Below are 25,330 nucleotides of genomic sequence, written 5' to 3'. Positions count from 1 at the left end.
GTCGTCAACCCTTCACGCCACCGGCGGTGAGGCCGGCCACGATGCGTCGCTGGAAGATGAGGACCAGGATGACGAGCGGGATCGTGACGATCGTGCCCGCGGCCATGACCGCCGTGTACGGCTCCTGGTGCGGCTGCGACCCGGCGAACGAGGCGATCGCCACGGTCACCGGCTGCGTCGCGTCGCTCGAGAGCTGCGAGGAGATCAGGTACTCGTTCCAGCTGGAGATGAACGCCAGGATCGCCGTCGTGAACACCGCGGGGGCGGCGAGCGGCAGGATGATCCGCCGGAACGCCTGCACGCGGGTGCAGCCGTCGATGCGCGCTGCTTCCTCGAGGTCCCACGGCATCTCGCGGAAGAACGACGCGAGCGTGTAGACCGTCAGCGGCAGCACGAACGAGATGCTCGGCAGGATGAGCGCCTGGTAGGTCCCCATCCACCCGATGTCCGTGAAGAGCTGGAACAGCGGGGAGATGAGCGCGACCCCCGGGAACATCGAGGCCGCCAGGATCGCGCCGGCGATGAGCGACTTGCCGCCGAACTCGAGGCGGGCGAGGGCGTACGCCGCCGTGGTGCCGACGAGCAGGGCGATGATCGTCACGACGCCGCCGATGAGCAGGCTGTTGGCGAGCGCCCGCCCGAGGTGGTTGCCGAGCGACGTGGAGAACGCCGTGGCGTAGTTGTCGAGCGTGACGTGCGTCGGCCACGGGGTGGCGTCGAACGTGAACCCGACGTCGCGGAAGCTCGTCACCACCATCCAGTAGAACGGCAGGAGGCACCACACGGCGATGACGATCGCCTGCACGGCCGTGCGGACGCGGGGGCCGGTGTCGCGGCGGACCCGGACTTCGGCGCGTGCGCTAGCACGTTCGCCGGGGACTGGCACTGACCGGGGTCGGTCTGCTGCGAGGGTCACTTGAGTTCACCCTTCTGCTGGGCGGCCTGCGTCTGCACGACGTTGGCGCCGAGGAACCGGACGAAGACGAACGCCACGATGAAGATCACCAGGAAGGTGATGGTCGACAGGGCCGACGCGGAGTTGAAGCCCTGCCGGATCTGTTCGACGACCAGGATCGACAGGGTCGTGGTGGCGTTGCCGGAACCACCGCCACCGCCGGTGAGGATCTGTGGCAGGTCGTACATGCGCAGCGCGTCGAGCACGCGGAACAGGATCGCGACCATCAGCGCGGGCTTGATGAGCGGCAGCGTGATGAGCACGAAGCGCTGGAACGTCGAGGCGCCGTCCATCTTGCCCGCCTCGTAGACCTCCTCCGGGATCAGCTGCAGCCCGGCCAGGATGAGCAGCGCCATGAACGGCGTGGTCTTCCAGGTGTCGGCGATGATGACCGCCCACCGGGACGCCCACTCGCCGCTCGTCCAGAGGATCTGCTGCCCGAGGACGTGGTTCAGGACGCCGTTCGCGTCGAAGATGAAGTACCAGAGCTTCGCGGTGACGGCCGTCGGGATCGCCCACGGCACCAGGATCGCGGCACGGACGAGCGCGCGGCCCTTGAAGTTGCGGTTCATGATGATCGCCATCCACACGCCGATGGCCGTCTCGAACGCCACGGTGACGACCGTGAAGAAGAACGTGTTGCCCATCGACACCCAGAACTGGGAGCCGAGGCTGCCGGGCGGGCACGTGACGTTGCCGCACTGCTGGCCGAGCCAGTGCGCGTAGTTCGTGATGCCGGCGAAACCGCCTTCCACGAACAGCTGCGTGGTCTTGTCGAGGCCCTGGTCGAGCTGGAACGACTGGATGATCGCGCTGATGACCGGGTAGCCGATGACGATCGCGAGGAGCAAGATCGTCGGGCCGATGAGGTACACGGCCCACCGGCCGTGCTCGGCGTTGAGTCCGCCCTTGCGCCGTTGGCGCTTCGGTTCCATGCCCGTCGGGTTGGGGATGGCTGCGGGGATCTCGGTTGCTGCTGACACGTGTCGGCCTCCTTGCCGGGGGTGTCGGAACGCAAGTAGGGGCGGACTGGAGGCACGTGCCGGGATGGCACCGTGCCTCCAGTCCGATGCGGCGTGCGCCGCGTGTCGCTAGCTGCTGGTCGCCGCCTTGAGGGCGTCCTGCATGTCCTTCATGGCTTCGTCGACCGACTTCGATCCCTTGAGCGCCGCGTAGGTGTTGTCCTGGATCGCCTTCGTCACCGCCGGGTAGAACGGCGTGACCGGCCGCGGCTCCGCCGACTCGATCGACTTGAGCAGGGTCGGCAGGTACGGCAGCTTCGCCGTCAGCTCGGAGTCGGTGTAGAGGTCACCGACGACCGGGGCGAGCGACCCCTGCGTTGCGAAGAACTTCTGCGTGTCGTTCGAGATGAGGAACTCGAGGAAGTCGTGCGCCGTCGCCTTGTGCTTCGAGTACACGCTGATCGCGGCGTTGTGGCCGCCGAGCGTCGAGGCGCCGGTGCCGTCTGCACCCGGGATGGGCGCGATGCCGAACGTGTCCTTGACCTTGCTCGACCCGTCGGTCTTCGCCAGGTTGTAGACGTACGGCCAGTTGCGCAGGAACAGCAGCTTGCCGGCTTCGAACGCCGTGCGGCCCTGCTCCTCCTGGTACGTGATCGCCTCGGCCGGGATGTTCCCGTCCTTGAACGCGTCGACCAGGTTCTGCAGGCCGGCCTTGGCGTCCGAGGTGTCGACGTCCGGGTCCCCGCTCTTGCTGAGCACCGAACCACCGGAGCCGTTGATCGCCTCGGAGGCGTTCACCGTCAGGCCCTCGTACTTCGCGAACTGCCCGGCGTAGCAGCCGATGCCCTTGTCCTTCGCGATCTGGCAGTCGGCCATCATCTCCTTCCACGTGGTCGGAGGCGTCTTGACGAGGTCCTTGCGGTAGTAGAGCAGCGCACCGTCCGAGGTCTGCGGGGCGGCGTAGAGGGTGTCGTTGTAGGTCGCGGTCTTCACCGTGGCCGGCAGCAGCTTCGAGGTGTCGATCTTCATGTCACCGGTCAGCGGCGTCAGCCAGCTCTTCGCGGCGAACTCGGCGGTCCAGACGACGTCCACGTCGACGACGTCGTAGTTCGCGTCCTTCGCCTGGAAGTGCTGCACGAGGTCGTCGTGCTGCTGGTCGGCCTGGTCGGACTGCTCCTTGAAGGTGACCTTCTCGTCGGGGTGGGCCTTGTTCCACTTCGCGATCAGCGGGCGGACGACGTTCGAGTTGTCCTTGCCCTGCACGTAGGTGATGGGTCCGCGGCTGTCCTGGCCGCTCTTGGCGTCGTCTGAACCGGCGCCGGAGCTCCCGCTCGAGCAGCCGGTGAGCACGAGGCCGATGACGGCGACCCCGGCAACGGATGCGAACCGCACCCTGGAGCGTGTTGTCTTCACAGCGTTGTCTCCTCATTGAGATCACCAGGGGGCATCGATCGGGTTCGACGACACTGCCCTGGAGCAGGCGCCGCTGCCTGCTGGTGGAGGAAGCTACGCCCGCCGCAGGGGTTCCGCAACCGGTTGCATCGGTTCCGTGACCTGAGCGTGACCTTGGAAGTCCCGGAGACTTCCTGGGTGAGCGCTCACCCTCGTTCGAGGGACCCCTGCGCGCCACTGCGGAACTCCGCATGAACACCGCCACCGGTGTCCCGCGCCGTTGTCCGGACCCACGGCCGCACGTAGCGTCCACGACATGGCCACCCTCCACCCCGCCGACACCGTGCCCGCACCGCGCCGTGTCATCGGCGTCGACCTCGACGCCCCGCTCCCCCGTCTCGTCGCCGACGAGACCGGCGAGTCCGCCATGGTGATCGGCTACCGCGGCGGCCACCCCACCGGCACCCTCGACGTGCTGCTCACCGACGACCCCGCCGACGCGGCCCGCGCCCTCGAGGCGCTGCAGGAGACCGTCCTGGCCGAGGTCCCCGCGGTGTCCGACGACGACCTGCCGACCATCTCGGTCGTCGTGTCCACGATCGTCGACCGCGTCGAGGACCTCGGCAAGCTGCTCGACGTCCTCGAGCACCTCGACTACCCGCGGCACGAGGTCATCCTCGTCGACAACCGCGTCCGCGTCCCCGCCGGCGACGCGCTGCCCGCGATGCTCGCCGGGCGGAACGTCCGCCTCGTCGAGGAACGCCGCCCCGGTCTGTCCGCCGGACGGAACGCCGGTGTCGCCGCCGCGACCGGCGACGTCATCGCCTTCACCGACGACGACGTCCGCGTCGACCCGCAGTGGCTCCGCGCCATCGGGTCCCGGTTCGTCAGCGAGCCCGGCCTGGACGCCGTCACCGGCGTCATCCTGCCGAGCGAGCTCACCACTCCCGCCCAGATCTGGTACGAGGCGTACTACGGCGGGTTCAGCGCCGAGCGCACCTTCTCGCCCGTGACGATCGTCCCGGACGACGTGCAGGGCACCATGCGGCACGCCCGCGTCTCGGCGGTCACCCCGTCCGGCGAGGTCCTCAAGCACTTCGCCGTCTACGGCATCGGCGCGTACGGCGCCGGCGCGAACATGGCCTACCGTCGCACCCTGATCGAGGCCGTCGGCGGCTTCGACCACACCCTCGGCGCCGGCTCCCCCGCCCGTGGTGGCGAGGACCTGGCGATGTTCATCGAGACGCTGTGGCGCGGTGGGAAGATCGGCTTCGAGCCCCGCGCGGTCGTGCACCACCGGCACCGCCAGACCATCGAGGACCTGCACAAGCAGCTGCACGGCAACGGCGTCGGCTTCACCGCGCTGATGTTCGCGCTCGCCGCGAAGGACAAGCGGCACGTCGCCGTCCTCGCACGCCTGATGCCGCTCGCTGCGAAGGTCAAGTCGAAGCAGATGCTCTCCCGCCTGGCCGGACGCCGGGACGCCGCGACCGAGGTCACCAACGACGCCTCGACCACGCGCATCCCGAAGACCCTGGCGTACCACGAGCTGCGCGGGTTCCCCGCCGGCCCGGCCGCCTGGTTCCGCAGCCGACGCCGCTGGCGCGACGTCGAGGCCGGCCGCTTCCGGCCGTAGTCGCGCAGCGTGACGGACGGGAGGCCCGTGGCAGTGTCGCCACGGGCCTCCCGTCTGTTCCGACGCGCACGCGGAACGCGACAGAGCACGCGTCGATCGACGCGTGCTCTGTCGCAAACCGGGTGCGGCGACTCCGCCCGCCGGCGCCGGCGCCCGCGCCTCAGCGCGCGGTCAGCCGCCCGGCCAGGTACCGCCACGGCCCACCCAGCGCGGCCGTCAGCTCGGCGCGCTTGAGCCCGCGCGTCGCCTCGGTGAACTCGGCGTCGACGGGCCAGCCGCCGCTCGCGTCGACGGGGCGCTCGTCGGCACCCTGCCCGAGCGCACCGAGCCGGCGGAGCGCGCCGGCCGCACGCCGCAGCACCGCGAACGCCGTCGAGGGCCGCAGCACGAGCTTCGTCACCCAGGCGCCGAGCCCGGTGCCGTAGCCGATCGCCTGCGAGCGCAACGCGGCACGGTCCTTGCGGTGCTCGTGCCAGACGACGGCCGAGGGCTCCACGGCGAGCGCCCCACCGGCGAGCAGGACGCGGGTGAACAGGTCGGGGTCCTCACCGGCTCGGGCGCGGGTGCCGGGGCCGAGGGCGACGTCGAAGCCGCCGAGCTGGCGGACGGCGTCGCGGCGCACGGACATGTTCGCGCCGGTGCCGAACGCGCCGACGGTGAAGGGGAACAGGGGCTCGTCGACGGGCGGGGCGGACGTGCGGTACACCCGGCGCTCGAGGTTCCGCGCCCAGGTCACCCGCTCGTCGAAGAAGCGCTGCGTGGGGGTGCGGAGCTCGCCGCTGGGGACGAGTCCGGTGACGCACCAGACGTCGGCGTCGCGCTCGTAGGCGGCGGCGATGGCGGCCATCCAGTGGCGGTCGACGACGACGTCGTCGTCGATGAACGCGACGATGCCGCCGGTGGCCAGTGCGAGTCCGGCGTTGCGGGCCCGGGAGACGCCGGCACGTGCCTCGAGGACGTAGTGCACGCGCGGGTCGTCGACGGCGGCCACGACGTCGCGGGTGCCGCTGGTGACGGGGGCGTTGTCGACGACGAACAGCTCGAAGTCGTCGTAGGCGGAGTCGAGGACGGAGCGCACGGCGCGCGCGAGCGCCACGGGGCGCTCGCGGGTGCCGATGACGACGGAGACGCGTGCGCCGTCCGCAGGGGCGTCGACCGGGAGGCCCGGGGCCGGCAACCGACGCAGGGCCGGTCCCAGCTCGGCCGGGTCCACCGCCCCGCGGTCGTCGACGCGCACGTCGACGAACCCGGCGACGTCGCGGCCGTCGCGCACCATGAGGCGGGCGCGGCGGAAGCCGTCGGCGCCGGCGAGGTGCACGGTGTCGGCGGCGAGCGCTGCGGACCGGTCGACGGCGCCGACCCAGGCAGCTCCGACCCAGGTGGGGGCGTCGGGCGAGGGCATCGCGGGGTCGAGCGTGAGGGCTCGTTCCGCGGTGGTGGTGTGGTCGGTCATGTTCGTCCCGTCGGGCCGGTCTGGTCGGGTGGACGTGGCAATGCTCCGCGCGCGTCGACAGGGGGTCAACCGCGATGCTCGGAGGATGCGGGGAGGCTGCGGTTTCCCGCCACTAGACTCGCGGGAGACGCCGGTCGACCCGCCGGTGCGACCCCGGTCCCCGCCGGACACGAGGAGGACGCATGCCGCTGGCCCGAACGATGGACCGGCTCGGCCTGACCAGGCGTCCGCGCCCGACGTTGCACTTGGTTCCGGACCCCGAAGCGTCCGACCTCGTCGTGGTGCACCTCGATGCCGACGACGCCGCGTGCGGCACGTGCGGGCACGCCCAGGCGGCACACGAGCACTACCGTCCGGGAACGGACTGCGCGCTCTGCGACTGCCCGAAGTTCCGCCGCGCCCGCTGACGAGATCCCCCTCGCGCGATCCCCCTCGCGCGATCCCCCTCGCGACCCCCTCGATCGGGGGGGGCGCCTGCGGGAAACCGCCGTTCCCCCGCAGGTGGTCCCGACCTCCCTTGTCGGTGCTGCCGGGCCCGCTTAGCGTCGCGGACATGGCCATCACTCCCACGCCACTCGCGTGCATCGTCCTCGCCCACGAGGACCCGACGCACGTCCGTCGGCTCGTGGCGGCGCTCGACCCGTTCCCGGTGTTCCTGCACTGCGACGCGAGCACCGACGACGACGTCTTCGAGGCGATGACCGCCGGCCTGCCCGAACGGGTGCACGTGCTGCCACGGATGCGCACCGGGTGGGCGAAGTGGGAGAACGTCGCGGCCGAGGTCGCCGGCTACCGTGCTGCCCTGGCGCAGACCGACGCCACGCACGTGGCGCTGCTGACCGGCAGCGACTACCCGTTGGCCGACGCCGACGAGATCTCGGCGCTCCTGACGGCGAACCCCGGGCGGTCGTTCGTCGAGGCGAAGCCGCTCCCGCACCCCGCGTGGGGTCGCGACGGCGGTCGGTCGCGCGTGCGGTTCCGGCACTGGGCGTGGCGGAAGCACATGCTGCGTCTGCCGGTCCCCCGTCGGGTCCCGCGTGACGTCGTGTTCGGCGGCGGCTCGCAGCTCAAGGTCCTGGCCCGGCACCACGCGCAGGGGGTCGTCGACGTGTTCGACGGGCGCCCCGACCTGGTGGCGTTCTGGGAGCGGGTGTGGATCGGCGACGAGACCTTCGTGCCGTCGGTCCTGCTGACCCCGGCGTTCACCCCGGACTTCGCGGACGCCCACGCGGTGCAGCCGCTCTGGTGGATCGGGTGGGACGGCACGAAGCAGAAGAGCCCGCCGTGGCTCGGGATCGAGGACGCCGGCCGGGTGCTGGAGCGTCGTACCGCGGCTGACCAGTCGACCCCGTACGTGTTCGCCCGGAAGTTCTCGACGTCCCGGAGCACCGACCTGCTCGACGTGGTCGACGCGACCTTCGGGCTCCGCACGTCAGCCGACGACCAGCCGGTGGTGGTGGCACAGTGACCGTCCCCCAGACCCGACGCGAGGCGCGTGCGGCCGAGGCGGCTGCGCTGGCGGCGCAGCCCGACGACGACGAGCTCGAGGCGTCCGTGCAGCCCGCGGCCCCCGGCGCGCTGTCCACCGACACGGACTCGATCGCCGTCGCACGCGGCTCGTCCGTCCTGTTCGGCCGGGGCCTGCTCTACGTGGTCGTCTGGTCGATGCAGCTCGTCGTGAGCTCGCTGATCTCCCCCGTGCTCGCGCACCTGATGCCACCGGCCGAGTTCGGCGTGCTGGCCTCGGCGATCGCGCTGTACCAGGCCCTGGTGGTCGTGGCCGTCTGCGGCATCGACCAGGCGTCGGTGCTGCAGCGCGCCGAGGACGGCGACGACCGGCGTGCCCGCGGCCTGATGTTCGTCGGCATGGTCACCGCGGTCACCGTCACCGTGTTCGCCCTGGTGTCGATCCCGCTCTGGGGCGACGCCGCGGGCTTCGTCGACCAGCACCCCCTGCTGCTGGTCGCCGTGCTCTGGACCGGGCCCGCCGCGATCGTGCAGCTGTCCCTCGCGCTGCTCGTCGCCCAGGACCGCATCCGCGTGTTCGCCGTGACGAGCCTGCTGTCGTCCGTCGGCGGGTCGATCATCGGTCTCGGGCTCCTCGCCGCCGTGCACGCTGACGCGACCACGTACGCGTGGGGTGGGGTCGTGGCGCAGGGCGCTGCGATGGTCATCGGCATCATCGCCACGAAGCCGCGGTTCCGCGGGCTCTTCGACCACCGCACCACGGTCCGGGCGTTCAAGCTCGGTGTCCCGATCGCGCTCGGCAGCCTGTCGTACTTCGTCCTGAACGCCGGTGACCGGCTCGTCGTGCAGCGTCTGCTCGGTGCCGACGAGGTCGCCCGCTACCAGATCGCCTACGTCGTCGGCTCCGCGGTCATCCTGCTGCTGACCTTCACGAACCAGGCCTGGGCGCCGCACTTCGCCGCTCTCCGCGACGCCGTGGCCCGCCGCCGGCTCGCCATGCACGCCCGGGACGAGCTCTACATGCTGCTCGCCCCCGTGCTCGTCGCCGTGACGCTCGTGTCGCCGGTGGCGCTGCCGATCCTGGCCCCGGCGTCGTATCGTGTCGAGTCCCTCACCATCGTGGTCTTCGTGGTCGCCCTGACCGCGTTCCCGGTGGTCGCGAGCGGTGCGACCGGCCGGCTCCTGCTGGTCGAGCGGCGCGGCGTGACGGTCGGCGTCATCGGCGCCGTCGCCGGTGTCGTGAACATCGCGGCGAACCTGGTGCTGGTGCCCGTGACCGGCATCGTCGGCGCGGGCATCGCCACGGTCATCGCCTACGCCATCCTCGCCGCACTGCAGCAGGCCTCCCTGCCGGACCGCCGTGAGTGGCGCGGCCCTCGACGCCGGGTGCTGCTCGCCATCGCGATCGCGATCGTCGTCGCTGCGGCCTCGCTCCTCCCGCCGCAGGACCTGGCGTGGAACATCGTGCGCATCGTCGGCGTCGCCGCGTGCCTGCCCTGGTTCTTCCGCCGTCTGAAACTCGCTCGCGGAGGATCCGCATGACCCGTCCCACCCCCCGTCCGCTGCGTGTCGTCGTCGCCACCAACGGGCTCGCCATCACCGGCGGTGTCGAACGCTGCGTCGTCGAGGACGTCGGCGAGCTCGTCGCAGCCGGCCACGACGTCGAGGTGTGGCACCGCGCCGGTCCGGACGGCGACCCGGACGAGGGCCGCGCGGTGTTCGACCGGCTCGGTGTCCGACTGCGGCACGCCCGCGACTACCGCTTCGGCATCCGGACCGCCCCGACGGACGTGTTCCGCTTCGTCCGTGAGGGCCTGCGCCTCCGCCGGTCGCGCCCGGACGTCCTGTGGCTGAACCGTCCGGAGTTCCTGCCGTGGGGCCGCGTCGTGTCCTTCGTGTCCGGCGTCCCCCTGGCGGTGCACCTGCACCACGCCCCGAACTACCGTCGGCTCGGCCCGTTCGCCGGCGGCCGGACCCGGTACCTCGCGGTCTCGGCGGCGATGGCACGTGCCTGGACCGCCGTCGGTGCTCCGCCGGACCGCGTCGACGTGGTCCCGAACGGCGTCGACACCGCGGCGTTCCCCGCCGCCACGCCGGCGAGCACGCGCCGAGCACGCGCTGCGCTCGGCCTCGACCAGGACCGCCCCGTGGTGCTCTACTACGGACGGCTCACGCGGTCGAAGGGCGTCCTGGCCCTCCTGGAGGCGTGGGGTCGCGTCCACGCGTCGGCCCGCGTCCTCGTCGGGCCCGGCACACCGCCCGCCCCGGCTCCGGTGCTCGTCCTAGCGGGTGCGCTGTACCCACAGGACGCCCCCGCCGTGCACCGCGCGATCGCCGCGTTGCCCGAGGGGTCCGTGGTCGTGGTGCCCGAGCGCGACGATGTCGTCCCCCTGCTGCACGCCGCCGACGTCGTGGTGGCACCCTCCATCGAGCCCGAGGGGTTCGGCCGCGTGGTCGTCGAGGCGATGTCCACCGGACGCCCCGTCGTCGCGGCGGCGTCGGGCGGCACCGCCGAGATCCTCAGCGGCGAGTGGACGCGCTTCACCGTCGACCCCACCGAGACCGCCGCGCTGGCCGACAAGGTCCTCGAGGCGCTGCACGCGGCCGAGACCGAACCGGGGCTCGCGGACCGGTGCCGCGCCTGGGTGCGGGACCGCTACGGCCGGGAGCGACACGTCGCAGCGCTGCTCCGGGCGCTCGAGGCGCACGCGAAGCACTGACGACGAGCACTGACGGACGACGACGACCGAGCGGTGCCGACGACGACGTCGGCACCGCTCAGTCGTTCGGGTCCGTCGTCGCGGTGTCGTCCGGCAGCGACGCGCTCGGCGCGGCACCGTCCGCCGGCACGTCGATCGTCATCCAGTCGATGAGGAGCGACCCGACGGCGTCCGCCGGTGGGTTCCCGTCGTTCGACCCGGCCTGCACCACGAGGTGCATCCGAGCGGTCGGGATGTTCTCCGTGGTCGTGCCGACGACCTCGTCGTCGACCAAGAACGACATCCGGTCGGCGGTCCACTCGATCGTGTAGGTGTGCCAGTCCTTCAGCGACGCCTCGGTCTGCTGGTGGATGCACTTCTCGGCGGGGTCGGCCAGGCAGTGCACGTTCAGCCAGGCGGGCGCACCGAGCGCTCCCTCGGGGAAGTCGATCTCACCGTCCGACCACAGGTTCTCGTCGCTCCACAGCAGCACGGCGACGCCGTAGCCGTCGACCTCGTCGCTGCGCATCCGGATGCTGTACCGGCCGGCGGTCTGCCCGCCCCACTCGCCGTCGACGAGCGGCACGACACCGCCCGCCAGCGGCACCCCGGCGCGCGTGGTCCGCAGGCGCACGTCGAGCACGCCGTCGTGCGTCGACAGGGTGGACGCCTGGTAGCGCCCCGTCCCCGCGGTGTCGGCGAACCCGTGGTACGCGACGAACCGGTCCGAGTACCGGGACTCGAAGGTCCGGTTCGTGGCGGCGTCGGCGAAGTCCTCGCCGAACACCCGGGTCCACCCCTCGCGCTCGGAGCTCGGCATCGAGACGCCGCTCGGGTCGTCGAGGGTCACGTCGTCACCGTTCGCCGTCGTGGTCGCGGTCGTGGTGCCGGCGACGATGCCGGCAGCCACGAGCAGGGCGCCGGCCGCGAGCGCGGTCCGGCGGGTGCCGGGGCGCCGCGGCGGTCGGTGCCGGGACAGGCCGCGACCGTGTGCCGGTGGGGCGCCGTGGGCGGATGCCGCGTCGTCGGCGACGTGTTCCGACCAGGTGGGGCGGGCCTCCTGGCCGTCACCCTGCTCGTCGGTCACCCGGTCGTCCACGCGCGGATCTCGGAGAGTCCCACGTTGCCCGTGCTGTTCGAGACGCCCGTCACCGTGAACCGCACCCAGGTGACGTCACGCGGGGTGAAGTCGACCGTCAGGGCGTCGCCGCCGTTCGGCAGGGTGCCCACCGCGACCTGGCTGCCGTCCGAGAACGTCAGGGTGCCGCTGGTGACCTGGTCCGAGCTGTTCGGGCGGTCGTTCAGGACGATCCGACCGAGGTGCTGCGAGGCGGCCCAGTCCAGCTGGATCCACACCCCGGTCCGGCCCCACGGGGCGACCCACTCGGCCGTCGGGTTGTCGGGGTAGCCCGACACGAGGCCGTCGACGGCCTTCGCGACGGTCTGCCCGGTGGACTGGTCGTCCCACGCGGCGGTCGGGGTGGCCGACCCGGTGACGTCCGACAGCGTCGGCGTCGGCGTCGGCGTCGGGGTCGGCGTCGGCGTCGGCGTCGGGGTGGGCGTCGGCGTGGTGTCCGCCGGCCGGAACGCCCGGATCTCGGCGAGGCCGACGTTCCGGGTCGTGCTGCTCACGGAACCGACCGTGAACCGCACCCAGGTGACCTGGCGGGCGCTGAACGCGACACGCTGCACGGCTCCCCCGTTGTCGAGCGACGGGACGGCGACGCTGGTGCCGTCGGAGAACGTCAGCGTGCCGCCGGTCACCTGGTCGTCGCTGTTCGGCCGGTCGGCCAGGTCGATCTCCTGCAGGGTGGTTCCCGCGGACCAGTTCAGCTGGATCCACGTGCCCGCTCGGCCACCGGGCGCCGCCCACTCGGCCGTCGGGGCGTCCGGGTAGCCGCTCACGACGCCGTCGACGGCCTTCACGGCGGTCTGACCGTCGGCCGGGTTCTCGGCGCTCGCGGTGACGGTCGCGCCGGCGGTGACGTCGGTGCCCTGCGAGGTCGGCGGGTCCGTCGGGGGCTGGGCCGACGAGCCGACGGCGTACTGCCGGCTCAGCCAGGAGCCCTCCGGGCGCGACGCGCAGGCGGAGGTGGAACCACAGGTCTCACCGTCGTACGCGGCGTAGGCGAAGAAGGCGGCGGCCTTCGCGGCCGTCTGCGCGGAGCTCAGGTTCGACGGGCGGTCCGCGATCGGGTACCCGAGGTAGCCCGTGAACGTGTGCGTCGCCGTGTAGGCGGACTGCGCCTGGTCGGCGAGGTACGCGACGGTGTGGTGGTCGCTGTGGTCGCCGTCGCCGTACGTGCCGCCGTGGTCGAGCGTGTGGATCTCGGTCGGCGCGTACCCGGTGACGAGCCCGGAGAACGTCGCGCGCAGGTCGGTCAGCGAGAAGGAGGTCGGTTGGGCTGCCCCGGCGACGGTGTGGATCGTGGAGATCTGACCCTCGTAGAGCTTCTCCAGGCTCTCGCCGCCCGTGGCCGCGAAGCCGGAGCCGTCGATGTTGCCGTCCGGCAGCTCGAGGAACACCAGGCTGAGCCGCGGGGCCGTCGCCAGGGTCGCCGTGCGCAGCGTGTGGCCGGCGACCGAGAGCTGCCCGGCGGTCCAGTTCGACGAGACGCCGGCGATCGACGCGTACGACGCCATCAACCCGTTCTCGCGGGACTGCCAGTACCAGGCGGGCTTGCCGGCGTCACCGGCGGTGACGATGACCGAGCGGACGCACTTGCCGGCGTCGATGTCGGCGCGGAGCTCGGTTCCGGAGAACAGCAGGTCGTCGTCGGCGTGCGCCACCATCGTGAGGACCCGGCCGGCGCTGCAGTCGGCGTTCGCGGCGGCCGTGCCACCCGTCGGTGTGCTGCTGGGCGTCGGCGTCGGTGTGGGCGTCGGCGTACTGGTCGGCGTGCTCGGCGGCGGTGTCTTCCGACCTCGTGCGTCGGCGGACATCGCACCGCCGGGTCCGGCGATGACGGCGACGACGACCGCCAGGACCCCCAGGACCGCCGCGGCGGACGCGGCGCGCGTGCGCCACGTCCGCCGGGAGGCCCGGGCCGTGCGTTCCTCAGTTCGTCGCATGCGCCAGCCCAGCCGGGGTCAGTTCGTAGACGGCGGTGGTGCCGGAGCCGAAGACGCGCTTCCAGTAGGGCGAGTCGGCCATCGCGGCCGCGAGCTCCTGGTAGTCGGCGTCGGTCTGGTACCCGTACCGCTCGTCGTAGGCGCCGAAGGGCTCGGCGACCAGTGCGTAGTACTTCGTCGCCGGCCAGTCCAGGACGAGCTGGCGGGTCATCGTGGACACGTCGGCCTCGGCGTCGTAGCCCTCCGGCTCCGGGTACGCCCCGAGGACCTCGCGGGACAACGCCCCGACGTCGAAGTAGCGTGCGCCGGTGTTGCTCGGGACGGCGTTCGCCGAACCGGTCAGCAGCATCATGGAGCCCATCGGCGCGGTCGCGTCGTAGAACTGCGTCGCCGCCGACTGGCTGCGCGTCGGGACGCGGTTCCAGTCGAGGGCGGTCTGACCGAACGCGCCGATGCCGACCATCGCGGCGACCGCGGCCGCAGCGACGACGACCTTGACCGCCGTGGGCTGCACCGCACGGGTGACGAGTCGACCGACGGGAGCCAGCCGGCCGCTGGGCATCGGGAGCCCCGCCGCCAGGATCGCGATCCACGGTGTCGCGAACAGCACGACGCGGAAGATGCCCTCCTGGCCGTAGTTCGTCGCGACGAGCAGCGAGATCGGGCTCGCTGCCGTGGCCAGCAGTCCCCAGTGCACGCGGTCGCGGCGCATCAGCACGGTGATCACGGCGACGAGGCCGAGGACCACGAGGGCCGCCGCGGGGATGTCGAACGCGAGCCGTGTGACGAGCGGCTTCGGCAGGACCGTCATGTCGTGCGACGGCGGCTGCACGTTGTCGAGCACCTTGCCGACGGCTCCCAGGGACAGGAACTTGCCGAGGATGTCGTCGTTCAGCAGGGCGAAGCCGACGGCGGGGACGAGCACCACGACGGGCAGCCACCAGGGGCGGAGCAGTCGGAACACGATGAGCGTCACGAGTGCGGCGACCGTCAGGTACGGCGAGATCTGGTGGGTGACGACCAGCACGATGCCGATCAGCGTGATGGCGATGATCCGGGACAGGCCGACGCGGCGGGCCCGCAGGATCGTCGAGCGGACGCCGTCGGCGGCGGTCACCGCGGTGCGTCGCAGCGGGCCGACGGCCAGCACGAGGATCACCAGGGACATCAGGATGCCCACCGACTGCGGCGAGAAGTACGTCGTGTTGAGCGAGCCGGTCATCGCGGTCAGGAACGCGGCGATCCAGGGGCGACGGTTGCCCGGCAGCCAGTTGGCGGCCAGGACCCCGACGGCGATCGTCGTGCTGAAGGCCAGCAGGACGGGGACCCACGCGGCGATGGTCATCGCGTTGTCGATCCCGCCGACGTCCGCGACCCAGGCGCCGCCGGCGAACAGGCCGGACCACGTCTGGAAGATGTCGGCGGCCGGGTTCGTCGAACCCCAGCGGCGGATGTACTCGAGCACGCCGATGTGGCGAGCGGCCGCCATCACGGTGGGCATGCCGTAGGTGATGGCCTGTGCGAGCTGGATCGACCCGCCGAGCACGACGACCGGGATCGCGAGTCCGCGACCGCGCACCAGGGCGACGACGGCAGCGGCGACGACGAGCGCCAGTCCGATGACCAGGGCCGGGCCGAGCGACCCGAACAGCCCGTCCGGCACCGGGTCGCCGATGTGCGTGAGCGCGGCGACGACGATGACGAGCAGGCCGACGACCGAGCCGGCGGTGACGGTGTGGGTGGTGGTCCAGCGACGGGCCGTGGCGCCCTCGGCGGCCGGCTCGAGGCGGGCGCGCTGCAGTTCGGCGACGTCACGTGGCACGGCGATCGCGAGGGCGACGGCGGTGAGCACGACGACCCCGACGAACGGCGCCGTGGGGTTCCAGAGCTGGAACGTCGCCATCGTGTAGCCGATGCCGATCGTGCCGACGAGCGACGCCGTGACCGCGAAGACGCTGAAGCGTGCCAGCGGCATCGGGCGGACGAGCAGCAGGGGTGCGACGCCGAGCAGCGCGAACAGGTACACGCCGATCGCACTCCCCCGCAGTACCGGGAGTCCGGCGATCGCGGCGACCCCGGCGACGAGGAGCGTCAGGACGACGATCGCCGCTGCGGTGAGTCGTGCGATCGGGCTCATCGCGTCCACCGCGAGCGGGCGGGCGGGACCGGCCGAGGCCAGACCGTGCCGGAGCTCGTGGCGACCGCGGGCGTTCCGGTCGATCGTGCCACCACCACGCAGTCGTTCGACGAGCGCCAGGAACGGCGCCGTCAGGACCGAGCGCTGCTCGACCCCGCGCAGCCGCCGCTGGGTGGCGGCGAACTCGGCGTCGACCGCGTCGGGCACGCGGTCCGCGTCACCGGGCTGGTCGCCGGCGATGTCCGTCGCACGGTCGCCCTGCTCGAGGCCGAGTCGTGCGAAGGCGCTGAGCGCCTCGGGCGCTGCGTCCACCGATGCGGTGAGCGACTCGCGGTCGATGGCGTTCTTGGTCATCCAGGCTCCGAGTCCGTGGCCGTGCGCGGCTGCAGCGGCGCGGAGCGACGCGACGTCGTCCGCCGATCGCTGCCACGCGATGGCGGCCGGTTCGACGGCGATCGCGGATCCGGCGAACAGCAGTCGTGTGAAGAGGTCGAGGTCGTCGCCGGCACCGACGCGGGTGCCCGGTCCGAAGGCGGTGTCGAAGCCGCCGATCCGGAGCGCGGTCGCGCGGTGCACGGCGAGGTTGTCACCGGTGCCGTAGGCAGCGGCGGCGAAGGGGTGGTGCGGGGGCGCGTCGTCGGTGTCGTCGAGGCGGAACACCCGACGGCGGACGGTGCGGCCAGCTGCGGTGCGGTCGTCGTGCCAGCGCTGCGCGGGGGTGCGCAGTTCGGCGCTGGGGACGAGCCCGGTGACGCAGGCGACGTCGGGGTCCGCGGCGAAGGCGGTGGCCAACGCGGCGACCCAGTCACCGTCCACGACGGCGCCTTCGGCAACGAACGCGACGACCTCGCCCCTCGCGGCGAGGAGTCCGGCGTTGCGGGCGGCGGCGAGGCCACCGGTCGGCGCGGCGATCGTGGTGACGCTTCGCCCGCCGATCTCGACCGTCGCGGTGCCGCTGTCGTCGGCGCCGTGCGAGACGACGACGACGTCGAAGTCGGGGTACTCGTTGGCGAGCACCGACCGCATGGTGGTGCCAGCGGCCCCGTCCGTGCAGAGCACCACGGTGACGGACGGCAGCACCAGACCTGCTGCCGGCCGACGCTCGGGCACCGGCATCGGCCGGATCGCGCGCTGGAGGGTGCGGACGTCGATGGTCCCGCCGATGCGGCGACGCTCGGTGATGTCCGCCTCGACGAAGCCGAGCGGCTCGCCGTGGTCGCGGACGAGCAGTCGAGCGCGCCGGTAGCCCGCGGCACCCTCGAGTGCGACCACGTCACGGTGGCTGGACGCGTGCACGTCGGCGCGGTCGACCTCGCCGACCCACAGGGCGCCGTCCCACGTCGGGGACAGCGGCCCGGTCACGATCGGCGAGATGACCATCGCCAGGGTCGCGCGGGTCACCGCGTCCCCACCGGCTGGGGGACGGGGGCGGCCGCCGGGGTGCGGACGACGACGCCGCCGAGGACACGACCGACGGCGTAGCCCGTGACGGTCGACGCGACGGAGAGCACGATCGCGAAGGCACGCAGGGCACCGCCACGACCGATGTGGCGCAGTTCGCGCAACACCGCTCCGGGGATGACCTTCGTCAGGTACGTCGACTCGCTGGCGAGCGAGTCACCCGTGCCGACGCGACGGCTCAGGACGGCCTTCGAGATGCCCTCGTAGTAGCTGCGACGGCGCAGGTAGCGCATCGTCACGCGGTCCGGGGAGACCCGGTGCGAGACGTTCGAGCGCGGTTCGTGGCGGATGCGCGCACCCGGACGGGCCTGGGCGATGCGGATGCAGAGTTCGGTCTCCTCGCAGCCGAGCGGCTGGTTGCCGACGCGGCCGATGCCGGAGCGGAACCCGCCGGCGAGCATGATCGCGTCACGGCGGAACGCCATGCTCGAGCCGATGACGTTGCGCACGTCGCCGGGGGTCTCGGGCAGGCCACGGTAGGAGCAGCCGACGATCCAGAGGAGTTCGTCGGCGTACGGGCCGGCACCGGTGGCGGTGGGCCAGGACGGTGTGGCCCGGCCGCCGACGCCGACGACGTCCGGGTCCTCGAGGGCGGTGAGCATGTGGCCGAGCCAGTCCGGGTCGGCCGTCGCGTCGTCGTCCAGGAACGCGACGACGTCGGCGTCGGTGAGGGCGACGCCCGTGTTGCGGGCACCGGACAGGCCGCGGTCCTCGGTGTTCGGGACGACGCGGAGCTCGGGCCAGCGCGCCGCGGCGCGGGCGAGGAGCTCGGGTTCGTGGTCGATCACGACGACGACCTCGGGGGCCTCGGGCTGGCGCTTGGCGGACTCGACGCTGTCCTGCAGGTCGCCCCAGCGCTGCTGGGTGTAGGCGCAGATGACGACCGCGACGGTCGTCACGCGACTTCCTCCTCGAGGCTGGCGACGGCCGCGACGGGGGCGCCGTGCGGGGCGTGCGCGCCGAGCGGGGCGTGCCCGGCCGCGTGGACCGGAGCGTGCGGAGCGGAAGCGTGCGGTGCGGCGGCGTGCGGTACGGCGGCCAGCTGCTCGGCCGGCGGCACGACGCTCATCGCGGCACGACGGACCTCGGAGCGGCCGATCGCTGCGCGACGACGCTCGTGCATGATCGACTTCAGCACCCGGATGCCGTCGGTCACGGCGTTCAGGTTGCTCGAGCCGTGCACGCGGAGCTTCTCGTGGCTGGGGACCTCGGTGATCGCGAGCTCGGCGGCCGACCAGCGGCAGGTGAGCACGGTCTCGATCTCGAACCCGTCGCCCCAGAGCATCGAGCCGTCGGACGGCTTCGGCAGCTCGGAGGACAGCAGGCCGATCTCCGGCAGGACGTCGGCCCAGAAGGCGTTGTAGCCGTAGCAGAGGTCGCTGTAGCGGGTGCCGAGGATGATGTTGCAGAGCATGTTCAGGCCACGGTTGCCCAGGTTGCGGACGATCGTGATGTCGTCACTGCCGCCGCCGAGCGAGTAGCGGGTGCCCTTCGCGACGTCGGCGCCCTCGACGAGCGCCTGCACGAAGCGCGGGATCTCGTCCGGGTCGGCGGAGCAGTCGGCGTCGAACATGACGACGACGTCGCCGGTGACGGCCTCGAACCCGCAGGCGAGGGCGTTGCCCTTGCCCTTGCGGGTCTGGTGCACGACGCGGATGTCGGGCATCACGCGCTGCGCGGTGGCGATGGTGTCGTCGACGGAGTTGCCGTCGACCAGGATCACCTCGTACACCGGCGGGAGCTTCGGCAGGATGATCTCGAGGTTTCGGGCCTCGTTCCGCGCCGGGATGACGACGGAGACCCTCGGGTCTGCAGGGCGAACGGTACGTGCGGGCATGGGCGCGGTCCTGTCGGGTCAGGGTTGCTGTCGGGTTGTGGCTCGTGTGACGAGCGGCGCGTCCTCGGATGACGCATCGACGACGGTGACCGTCGTCGGTCGAGCAGCGGGACGCGGGTACGACGCCGCCGGCTTCGCAGGTGAGTGGGTACTCTCCCCCGCGTGTCCAACCATCGTCGCGGGCTGGCAGGCGGTCAATGCGCGGTGCGGTCCATTGCGGACACTCGGCCGCGGATACGGAAACCCGCAACACCGCGTGCCGGCCACGTGCCGTGGACGCACCGACAGGCGGACGGGAGGCGCGGTGCCAGCTGGCCCCGCGCCTCCCGTCCGTCACCCGGCTCAGTTCCGGGCCGCGCCCTCCGTCGCGAACGCCGCACGCAGCGCCGTCGCGAGGTCGGCCACGTGCGGTTCCCGCAGCAGCGAGCTGTGCTCGGCCGCGATCCGCACGGTCTCGGTCCGCCCGCGCAGCAGCGCGGACCAGCCGGTCGCGTCCGGGTTCGCATCGGCGAGCACGTACGTCGCCCGTCCGTGGAACGGCGTCGGATGGTGCCGCCGGGTGACGAGCTCGGCCTGGTCGAAGAAGGCGTCGAAGTCCTTCTGCCCGCCGTGCCGCAGCACACCAGCGCTGTAGGCCCGCGCGCGCTTCGCGACGTGCTCGGCCCACGACATGCCGGACGGCATGACCCGCCGGACGGCCCCGGCGAGGCGCTGGCCGACGACACGGACGGCGGGGTTGCGGTGTTCGCGGGGCTCGAGCCGTCCGAAGTGCTTCCGGACCCCCTCGGCCCCGGTCCGCGGCAGGTAGGTGTCCAGCAGCGCGACGTGCTCGACCTGCTCGCCGCTCTCGGTGAGCAGCCGGGCGATCTCGAGCGCGATCAGCCCGCCGAGCGAGTGGCCGACCAGCAGGTACGGTCCGCGCGGCTGCACGGTGCGCATCAGGGCGACGTACCGGCGGGCGCTGGCCTGGACGCTCCAGTCCGGCATGCCCCGACGCTCGAGGCCGTGCTGCTGGAACGCGTACACGTCGTGCTCGGGCAGGTAGCGGGACAACGGCAGGAACGTCAGGGCGAGCGCTCCACCGCCGGCGAAGCAGAACACCGGCGGGCGGCCGGACTCGCGCGCGCCGGACACCTTGACGACGTCGGGGTGGCCCGGCAGCGCCGTCGTGCCGCTCCGCACCCGTCGGGCGAACGCCCGGAGCGTGGGGTGCTGCAGGACGTCCGACGATCGCAGGTCGATGCCGAGACGGCTCTGCACGAGCGCGAGCATCTCCTCCGCCGACAACGAGTCCCCGCCGAGGGCCGAGAAGTCCTCGTCGAGGTGGACGCCGCGCAGGCCCAGCGCCTCGGCCCAGATCTGCCCGACCACGAGCTCCCACTGGTCGTACTCGCCCTCGACCATCTCGGTCTCGATGCTCGGCGCACCCGGCAGCTCGGCCCGGTCGACCTTGCCGCGCTCGTTCCGCGGCAGCTCGGTCATCGGCACGATCGACGCCGGCACCATGTACTCCGGCAGGCGGTCCCGCAGGGCCAGGCGCAGGGCCGCGGGCGCCGGTGTGCGCTGGCCCGGACGGCCGACGACGTACGCGACGAGGCGGGTGACGGCGGGCGGGTCGACCTGCGCGGTGACGACGGCGTCGTGCACCTCGGGGATCGCGCGGAGCGCCGCCTCGACCTCGCTCGGTTCCACGAGGTACCCGCGGACCTTGACGGCGTCGTCGGAGCGTCCGAGCAGCACGAGCCGGCCGTCCGGCTCGATCCGGGCCAGGTCGCCCTGCCGCCACGTCGGCGTGCCGTCGTCGGTGCGTCCGGCGCGCTCGGCGGTCTTCTCCGGGGCACCCCAGTACCCGGCGGTCAGGCCCTGGGAGACGATGACGAGTTCGCCGGTCTCCCCCGGGTCGGCGGGGCTGCCGTCCTCGCGCAGCACGAGCACCTGCTTGCCGGGCAGCGGCCACCCAGCGGGCACGACGCCCTCGGGCACCGGGGCACCGGGCTCCACGGGGCAGTAGGCCACGCAGCCGGTCTCGCTCGACCCGAAGGCGTTCAGCAGCAGGGTCGTCGGGTCGAGGTGCGGTCGGGCGGCGGCGATGTCGGCACCGGTCACCGCCTCGCCGGTGGTCATCAGGAAGCGGAGGCCGCCGAGCGCGGGGCCCGCCCCGGACGCCTGCGCCCCGGGTGCCGTCTGCGAGCCGACGATCGAGCGCAGCAGGTGCGGGGTGCAGACGAGGACGTTCACGCCCCCGTCGGCGAACCGTGCGAGCAGGCGTTCGACCCCGAGCTCGCGGGGTTCGAGGAGCACGACGCTGCCGCCGTTCAGCAGGGTGTCGAACGAGAACAGCAGACCGGCGGCGAACGACAGCGGCAGGACCACGCCGAGGCGGTCACCGGGTCCGGTGCCGAGGGCGACGGCGTCCTGCTCGGCGTTCGCGAGCTGCTGCCGGTGCGTCAGGACGACACCCTTCGGCATGCCCGTCGAGCCGGAGGTGAACACGATCGCGAACGCGTCGTGGCCGCCCGGGCGGGTGCCGGGCGCGTCGGCCGCTGTGTCCGTCTGCGTTTCGCTGCGCTCGGTCTCGCCGCCGGCTGTCTCGCTGCCCGCGGTCTCGTTGCCCGCGGTCTCGCCGCGTCGTTCGATCAGCTCGTCGAGTGCGTGCACCCGGCCGTCCCGGTCGGCGACGACGGTCGCCGCCAGGTCGGCGCGCGCGGCGTCCGCCACGATCTCGTCGACCCCCGCGAGCTGCGCGACGTGCCCGAGTCGCACGGCTGGCAGGTGCTCGTCGAGCACCACCACGGTGCGCCCCGCGCGGACGAGCGCCAGGATCGCGACGACGGCCTCGGTGGTCTGGCCGGCCATGACGCCGACCGGCTTCGATGCCCCACCGGCCACGGCGCCGACGCCGGCACCACTGTGGTCGTCGGGTCGGAGCTCGGCCCCGAGCACCGACGCGAGGTCGCGCGCCGCCCGGTCCGCCTCACTGAACGTGTAGGGACGGCCGTCCCCGGCAAGAGCAGCGGCGTCGCCGTGGAGCGCGACCACACGGTCCCAGCGGTCCAGCACGGAGTGGTCGTCGGCCAGCGGGATCGCGGCGCGGTGGGTCCAGTGCTCGGTCGTCGTCAGCGGGTCGGCGGAGGTCACGATGACACCTCGGATGCTCGTCGGCGGGCCGCCGCGGGTCCCGCGCCGGTCCTGCGACGGTACGTCCGACGCGGTACGGCCCACGAGCCGTGTCGCGCGGGGTGCGGGGTCACGCAACCCGACCGGGAGGCCCGGTGCACCTCCGCCAGCGTGCTCGGCCCCCGTACGGGGACGGTCCAGAGCCGGGGGCGGCCCGGGTGGGCGCGGAGCATCGTGCGGTTCCGCGCAACCTCGGAATGCGCAGTCCGGAGCCTGTGGATCGCCGATGGAGGCGATGGCGGCGCACGAGTCCGGAGACGAGAACAGCCCCCGGGGATCCCGGGGGCTGTTCTTCGAGTGCTGGGGTACCTGGACTCGAACCAAGAACGACGGTACCAGAAACCGCTGTGTTGCCAATTACACCATACCCCAAAAGGCCTGCTGGCCTTCTGTCCCCGTTGTCCGGGGCACGATCAACTACTGTACAGCATCCCGGAGGTCCACGAGACCACCCACGAGGTCTCGGTGCACTGCCGCGGCCGTCGTGGCACCGTGCCCGGCGGCGACGATGAGCTGCTCCGGCCCGGGAGGGGTCACGTCCCCCACGGCGTACAGCCCGGGAACGGTGGTCCGACCGACCCGGTCGACGACGAGGAGTCCGTGGGCATCGCGCTCCGGGGCCGTCGGCGCACCGGGCGTGTCGGCGCGCAGCCAGTCGAGGTCGGCGTGCCACGTCGGCCGGACGAACCCGCCGGTCCGCGGTTCCACGTGGCCGTCGACCAACCGGACCCCGGTCATGCCGGTCCGGTCGCCCTCGAGGTCCTCGATCACTCGTTCGTCGACCACGACACCGGCACGTGCCAGTCGGGCTCGCCCCGCGTCGTCGAGCGGGGCGACACCGTTCGTGTACACGATGAGGTCGTCGGCCCACGCCGCGATGAGCAGTGCCCGGTCCACGACGTCGTCGGTCTCGCAGATGAAGGCGAGGGGCTCCCCCGCCTTCTCGTACGCATCGCACTCGACGCAGCTGTGCACCGCGGTGCCGTAGAACGCACGGAGCATCGGCAGTGCCGGGAACTCCTCGCGCAGCCCCGTGGCGACGACGACGGACCGCGCCCGCGCGTCCACCTCGGCACCACGCCACGTCCCGTGCAGCCGCCAGCCGTCGGCGTCGGGGGTCACCAGGTCGACCACGGCCTGCACGATCGTCGCCTCGGGGTACTCCTCGACCTCGGCGCGACCGAGCTTCCGGAGCTCGAGCGGGGAGATCCCGTCACGCGTCAGGAAGCCGTGCGAGCGCAGGGTCGCGGCGTTGCGTGGCCGGTTCGCGTCGACGAGGAGCACCGTGCGCTTCGCCCGCACCAGGTTGAGCGCAGCGCTCAAGCCGGCCGGCCCGGCGCCGATGACCGCGACGTCGTGGACGACCGGGGTACTCGGCGCGTCGGTGGGTCCTGCAGCGCTTCCCGCGGTGCTCATCGTTCGCCGTTCAGCGGGCCGCGAGGGTGCGGAGCCGCGTCAGGGTGGACTCCTTGCCGAGGATCTCCATCGACTCGAAGAGCGGCGGGCTGATCCGGCGTCCGGACACCCCCACGCGCAGCGGACCGAAGGCGACCCGGGGCTTCAGCCCGAGGTCGTCGATGAGCGCCGTGCGGAGGGCACCCTCGATCGCCTCGGTGCGCCAGTCGTCGAGCTGCTCGAGCGCCGCGATGCCGGCCGTGAGCACGGCGCCGGTGTCGCCCTTGAGCGATGCCAGTGCGTCGTCCTCGACCACCAAGTCGGCGTCGGCGGTGAACAGGAACCCGAGCATCGCCGGGGCCTCACCGAGCAGCTGCATGCGCTCCTGGACGAGCGGCGCCGCCTTCGTCAGGACCTCGGTCTGCTCCGCGGTCGGCGGGTCGGCCACGAGGTCGGTCAGGTACGGCAGGAGCCGGGAGCGGAAGTCCGACGGCTCGAGCAACCGGATGTGGTCGCCGTTGATCGCCTCGGCCTTCTTGTGGTCGAAGCGCGCCGGGTTCGGGTTGACGTCGGTGACGTCGAACCTCGCCACCATCTCGTCGATCGAGAAGACGTCGCGGTCGGCGCCGATCGACCACCCCAGCAGGGCCAGGTAGTTGACGAGCCCCTCGGGGATCATGCCGGCGTCGCGGTGGTGGAACAGGTTCGCCTCGGGGTCGCGCTTCGAGAGCTTCTTGTTGCCCTCGCCCATGACGTACGGCAGGTGACCGAACACCGGGATCGCCGGTGCGAGCCCGATCTCGTACAGCGCCTCGAACAGGGCGATCTGCCGCGGGGTCGACGACAGCAGGTCCTCGCCGCGCAGGACGTGCGTGATGCCCATCAGGGCGTCGTCCACCGGGTTCGTGAACGTGTACAGCGGCTTGCCGTTCGGCCGGACGACCACGAAGTCCGGGAACGTCCCCTGCTTGAAGGTGATCTCGCCACGGACGAGGTCGTCGAAGCTCAGGTCACGGTCCGGGACCCGGAGTCGCAGCGCCGGCTCGCGGCCCTGGTCGCGGAACGCCTGACGCTCGTCGTCGGACAGGTCCCGCTCGTGGTTGTCGTAGCCCTGCTTCGGATCGCGCCCGGCAGCCTTGTTGCGGGCCTCCATCTCCTCGGGCGTGACGAAGGACTCGTAGATGTGCCCGGACGCCTTGAGCTTCGCGATGACGTCGTCGTAGATCGCGGTCCGCTCCGACTGCCGGTACGGTCCGTGCTCACCGCCGGCGTCGACGCCCTCGTCCCAGTCCAGCCGGAGCCAGCGCAGGCCGTCGAGGATCTGCGCGTAGGACTCTTCGCTGTCCCGCGCGGCGTCGGTGTCCTCGATGCGGAACACGAGCTTGCCGCCGGTGTGGCGTGCGTACGCCCAGTTGAAGAGCGCCGTGCGGATGAGCCCCACGTGCGGGGTCCCCGTCGGGCTCGGGCAGAAACGGACGCGGATCTCGGACCCGGAAGCAGTGGTGAATGGCGCAGTCATGACCCGCCAATGCTACCGTCACGCCCTGCTCGAGCGACCCGTGAACGCAGAAAACCCCTGACCAGTGCTGGTCAGGGGTTCCCTGGTCTTACCTACGTTAAGTCCGGCGGCGTCCTACTCTCCCACAAGGTCCCCCTTGCAGTACCATCGGCGCTGAGAGGCTTAGCT

The 25,330-nt window shown here is 72.3% G+C and carries 17 protein-coding genes and 1 tRNA gene; 5 read left to right on the top strand and 13 right to left on the bottom strand.

The features are described 5' to 3' along the window. Nucleotides 1-4 precede the first annotated feature (4 nt). From ITJ69_RS17320 to ITJ69_RS17310, 3 genes are all read right to left on the bottom strand, one after another. Nucleotides 5-916: a carbohydrate ABC transporter permease gene (locus ITJ69_RS17320; protein WP_194673456.1), complete on the bottom strand. Its 912-nt coding sequence runs from the start codon at nt 914-916 to the stop codon at nt 5-7. Continuing rightward, entirely contained in the window at nt 913-1,890 is a 978-nt protein-coding gene (locus ITJ69_RS17315; protein ID WP_194673470.1) for a carbohydrate ABC transporter permease, read from the bottom strand. The genes ITJ69_RS17320 and ITJ69_RS17315 overlap by 4 nt, the downstream gene beginning before the upstream one ends. Before the next feature lie 156 nt (nt 1,891-2,046). Then, on the bottom strand, nt 2,047-3,330 hold the full coding sequence (locus ITJ69_RS17310) for an ABC transporter substrate-binding protein (protein WP_123294821.1): 1,284 nt from the start codon (nt 3,328-3,330) through the stop codon (nt 2,047-2,049). Nucleotides 3,331-3,625: 295 nt separating this feature from the next. Here ITJ69_RS17310 and ITJ69_RS17305 point away from each other — a divergent pair, with 295 nt between their 5' ends. Beyond that, nucleotides 3,626-4,945, top strand: a complete 1,320-nt coding sequence (locus ITJ69_RS17305; RefSeq protein WP_194673455.1) for a glycosyltransferase — start codon at nt 3,626-3,628, stop codon at nt 4,943-4,945. 160 nt (nt 4,946-5,105) lie between these two features. On the opposite strand, the gene ITJ69_RS17300 is transcribed toward ITJ69_RS17305, so the two are convergent. Further along, entirely contained in the window at nt 5,106-6,398 is a 1,293-nt protein-coding gene (locus ITJ69_RS17300; RefSeq protein WP_194673454.1) for a glycosyltransferase family 2 protein, read from the bottom strand. Between the two features lie 182 nt (nt 6,399-6,580). Between ITJ69_RS17300 and ITJ69_RS17295 the strand changes: the two genes are divergently transcribed. The 4 genes from ITJ69_RS17295 to ITJ69_RS17280 all read left to right on the top strand — a co-directional run bounded on the left by ITJ69_RS17295 (nt 6,581) and on the right by ITJ69_RS17280 (nt 10,585). Next, a complete protein-coding gene (locus ITJ69_RS17295) occupies nt 6,581-6,805 on the top strand; it encodes a hypothetical protein (RefSeq protein ID WP_133937168.1) in 225 nt (74 codons plus the stop codon). A gap of 146 nt (nt 6,806-6,951) precedes the next feature. Then, nucleotides 6,952-7,866, top strand: coding sequence for a beta-1,6-N-acetylglucosaminyltransferase (locus tag ITJ69_RS17290; RefSeq protein WP_111086034.1), 915 nt, complete (start codon nt 6,952-6,954; stop codon nt 7,864-7,866). Beyond that, complete coding sequence (locus tag ITJ69_RS17285) at nt 7,863-9,407, top strand: lipopolysaccharide biosynthesis protein (RefSeq protein WP_194673453.1); 1,545 nt, start codon at nt 7,863-7,865, stop codon at nt 9,405-9,407. Before ITJ69_RS17290 ends, ITJ69_RS17285 begins: the two co-directional genes overlap by 4 nt. Next, the gene (locus ITJ69_RS17280; RefSeq protein ID WP_194673452.1) at nt 9,404-10,585 is read left to right on the top strand and encodes a glycosyltransferase family 4 protein; all 1,182 of its coding nucleotides are present in this window, start codon (nt 9,404-9,406) and stop codon (nt 10,583-10,585) included. Before ITJ69_RS17285 ends, ITJ69_RS17280 begins: the two co-directional genes overlap by 4 nt. Nucleotides 10,586-10,643: 58 nt before the next feature. On the opposite strand, the gene ITJ69_RS17275 is transcribed toward ITJ69_RS17280, so the two are convergent. From ITJ69_RS17275 to gltX, 9 genes are all read right to left on the bottom strand, one after another. Beyond that, on the bottom strand, nt 10,644-11,663 hold the full coding sequence (locus ITJ69_RS17275; protein WP_323743142.1) for a glycoside hydrolase family 16 protein: 1,020 nt from the start codon (nt 11,661-11,663) through the stop codon (nt 10,644-10,646). Next, entirely contained in the window at nt 11,648-13,636 is a 1,989-nt protein-coding gene (locus ITJ69_RS17270) for a PIG-L family deacetylase (RefSeq protein WP_194673450.1), read from the bottom strand. The genes ITJ69_RS17275 and ITJ69_RS17270 overlap by 16 nt, the downstream gene beginning before the upstream one ends. Continuing rightward, entirely contained in the window at nt 13,623-17,174 is a 3,552-nt protein-coding gene (locus ITJ69_RS17265) for a glycosyltransferase (RefSeq protein WP_194673449.1), read from the bottom strand. The genes ITJ69_RS17270 and ITJ69_RS17265 overlap by 14 nt, the downstream gene beginning before the upstream one ends. Continuing rightward, nucleotides 17,171-18,133, bottom strand: a complete 963-nt coding sequence (locus ITJ69_RS17260; protein WP_123294830.1) for a glycosyltransferase family 2 protein — start codon at nt 18,131-18,133, stop codon at nt 17,171-17,173. The genes ITJ69_RS17265 and ITJ69_RS17260 overlap by 4 nt, the downstream gene beginning before the upstream one ends. Continuing rightward, the gene (locus tag ITJ69_RS17255) at nt 18,130-19,071 is read right to left on the bottom strand and encodes a glycosyltransferase family 2 protein (protein WP_123937655.1); all 942 of its coding nucleotides are present in this window, start codon (nt 19,069-19,071) and stop codon (nt 18,130-18,132) included. Before ITJ69_RS17255 ends, ITJ69_RS17260 begins: the two co-directional genes overlap by 4 nt. 342 nt (nt 19,072-19,413) lie before the next feature. Then, nucleotides 19,414-22,209, bottom strand: a complete 2,796-nt coding sequence (locus ITJ69_RS17250; protein ID WP_194673448.1) for an alpha/beta fold hydrolase — start codon at nt 22,207-22,209, stop codon at nt 19,414-19,416. A 339-nt stretch (nt 22,210-22,548) separates the two neighbouring features. After that, nucleotides 22,549-22,620 (bottom strand) — tRNA-Gln (locus ITJ69_RS17245). A gap of 45 nt (nt 22,621-22,665) precedes the next feature. Then, nucleotides 22,666-23,664, bottom strand: a complete 999-nt coding sequence (locus ITJ69_RS17240; protein ID WP_159572612.1) for an NAD(P)/FAD-dependent oxidoreductase — start codon at nt 23,662-23,664, stop codon at nt 22,666-22,668. A gap of 10 nt (nt 23,665-23,674) precedes the next feature. Continuing rightward, nucleotides 23,675-25,162 carry a glutamate--tRNA ligase gene (gene gltX, locus ITJ69_RS17235; protein WP_194673447.1) on the bottom strand — a complete coding sequence of 496 codons (1,488 nt, stop codon included), beginning with the start codon at nt 25,160-25,162 and terminating at the stop codon, nt 23,675-23,677. Nucleotides 25,163-25,330: the final 168 nt, after the last annotated feature.

The sequence above is a fragment of the Curtobacterium sp. VKM Ac-2887 genome (assembly GCF_015350935.1).
In the GTDB taxonomy this organism is placed as follows: domain Bacteria; phylum Actinomycetota; class Actinomycetes; order Actinomycetales; family Microbacteriaceae; genus Curtobacterium.
This window is presented reverse-complemented; position numbering and strand designations above follow the sequence as displayed.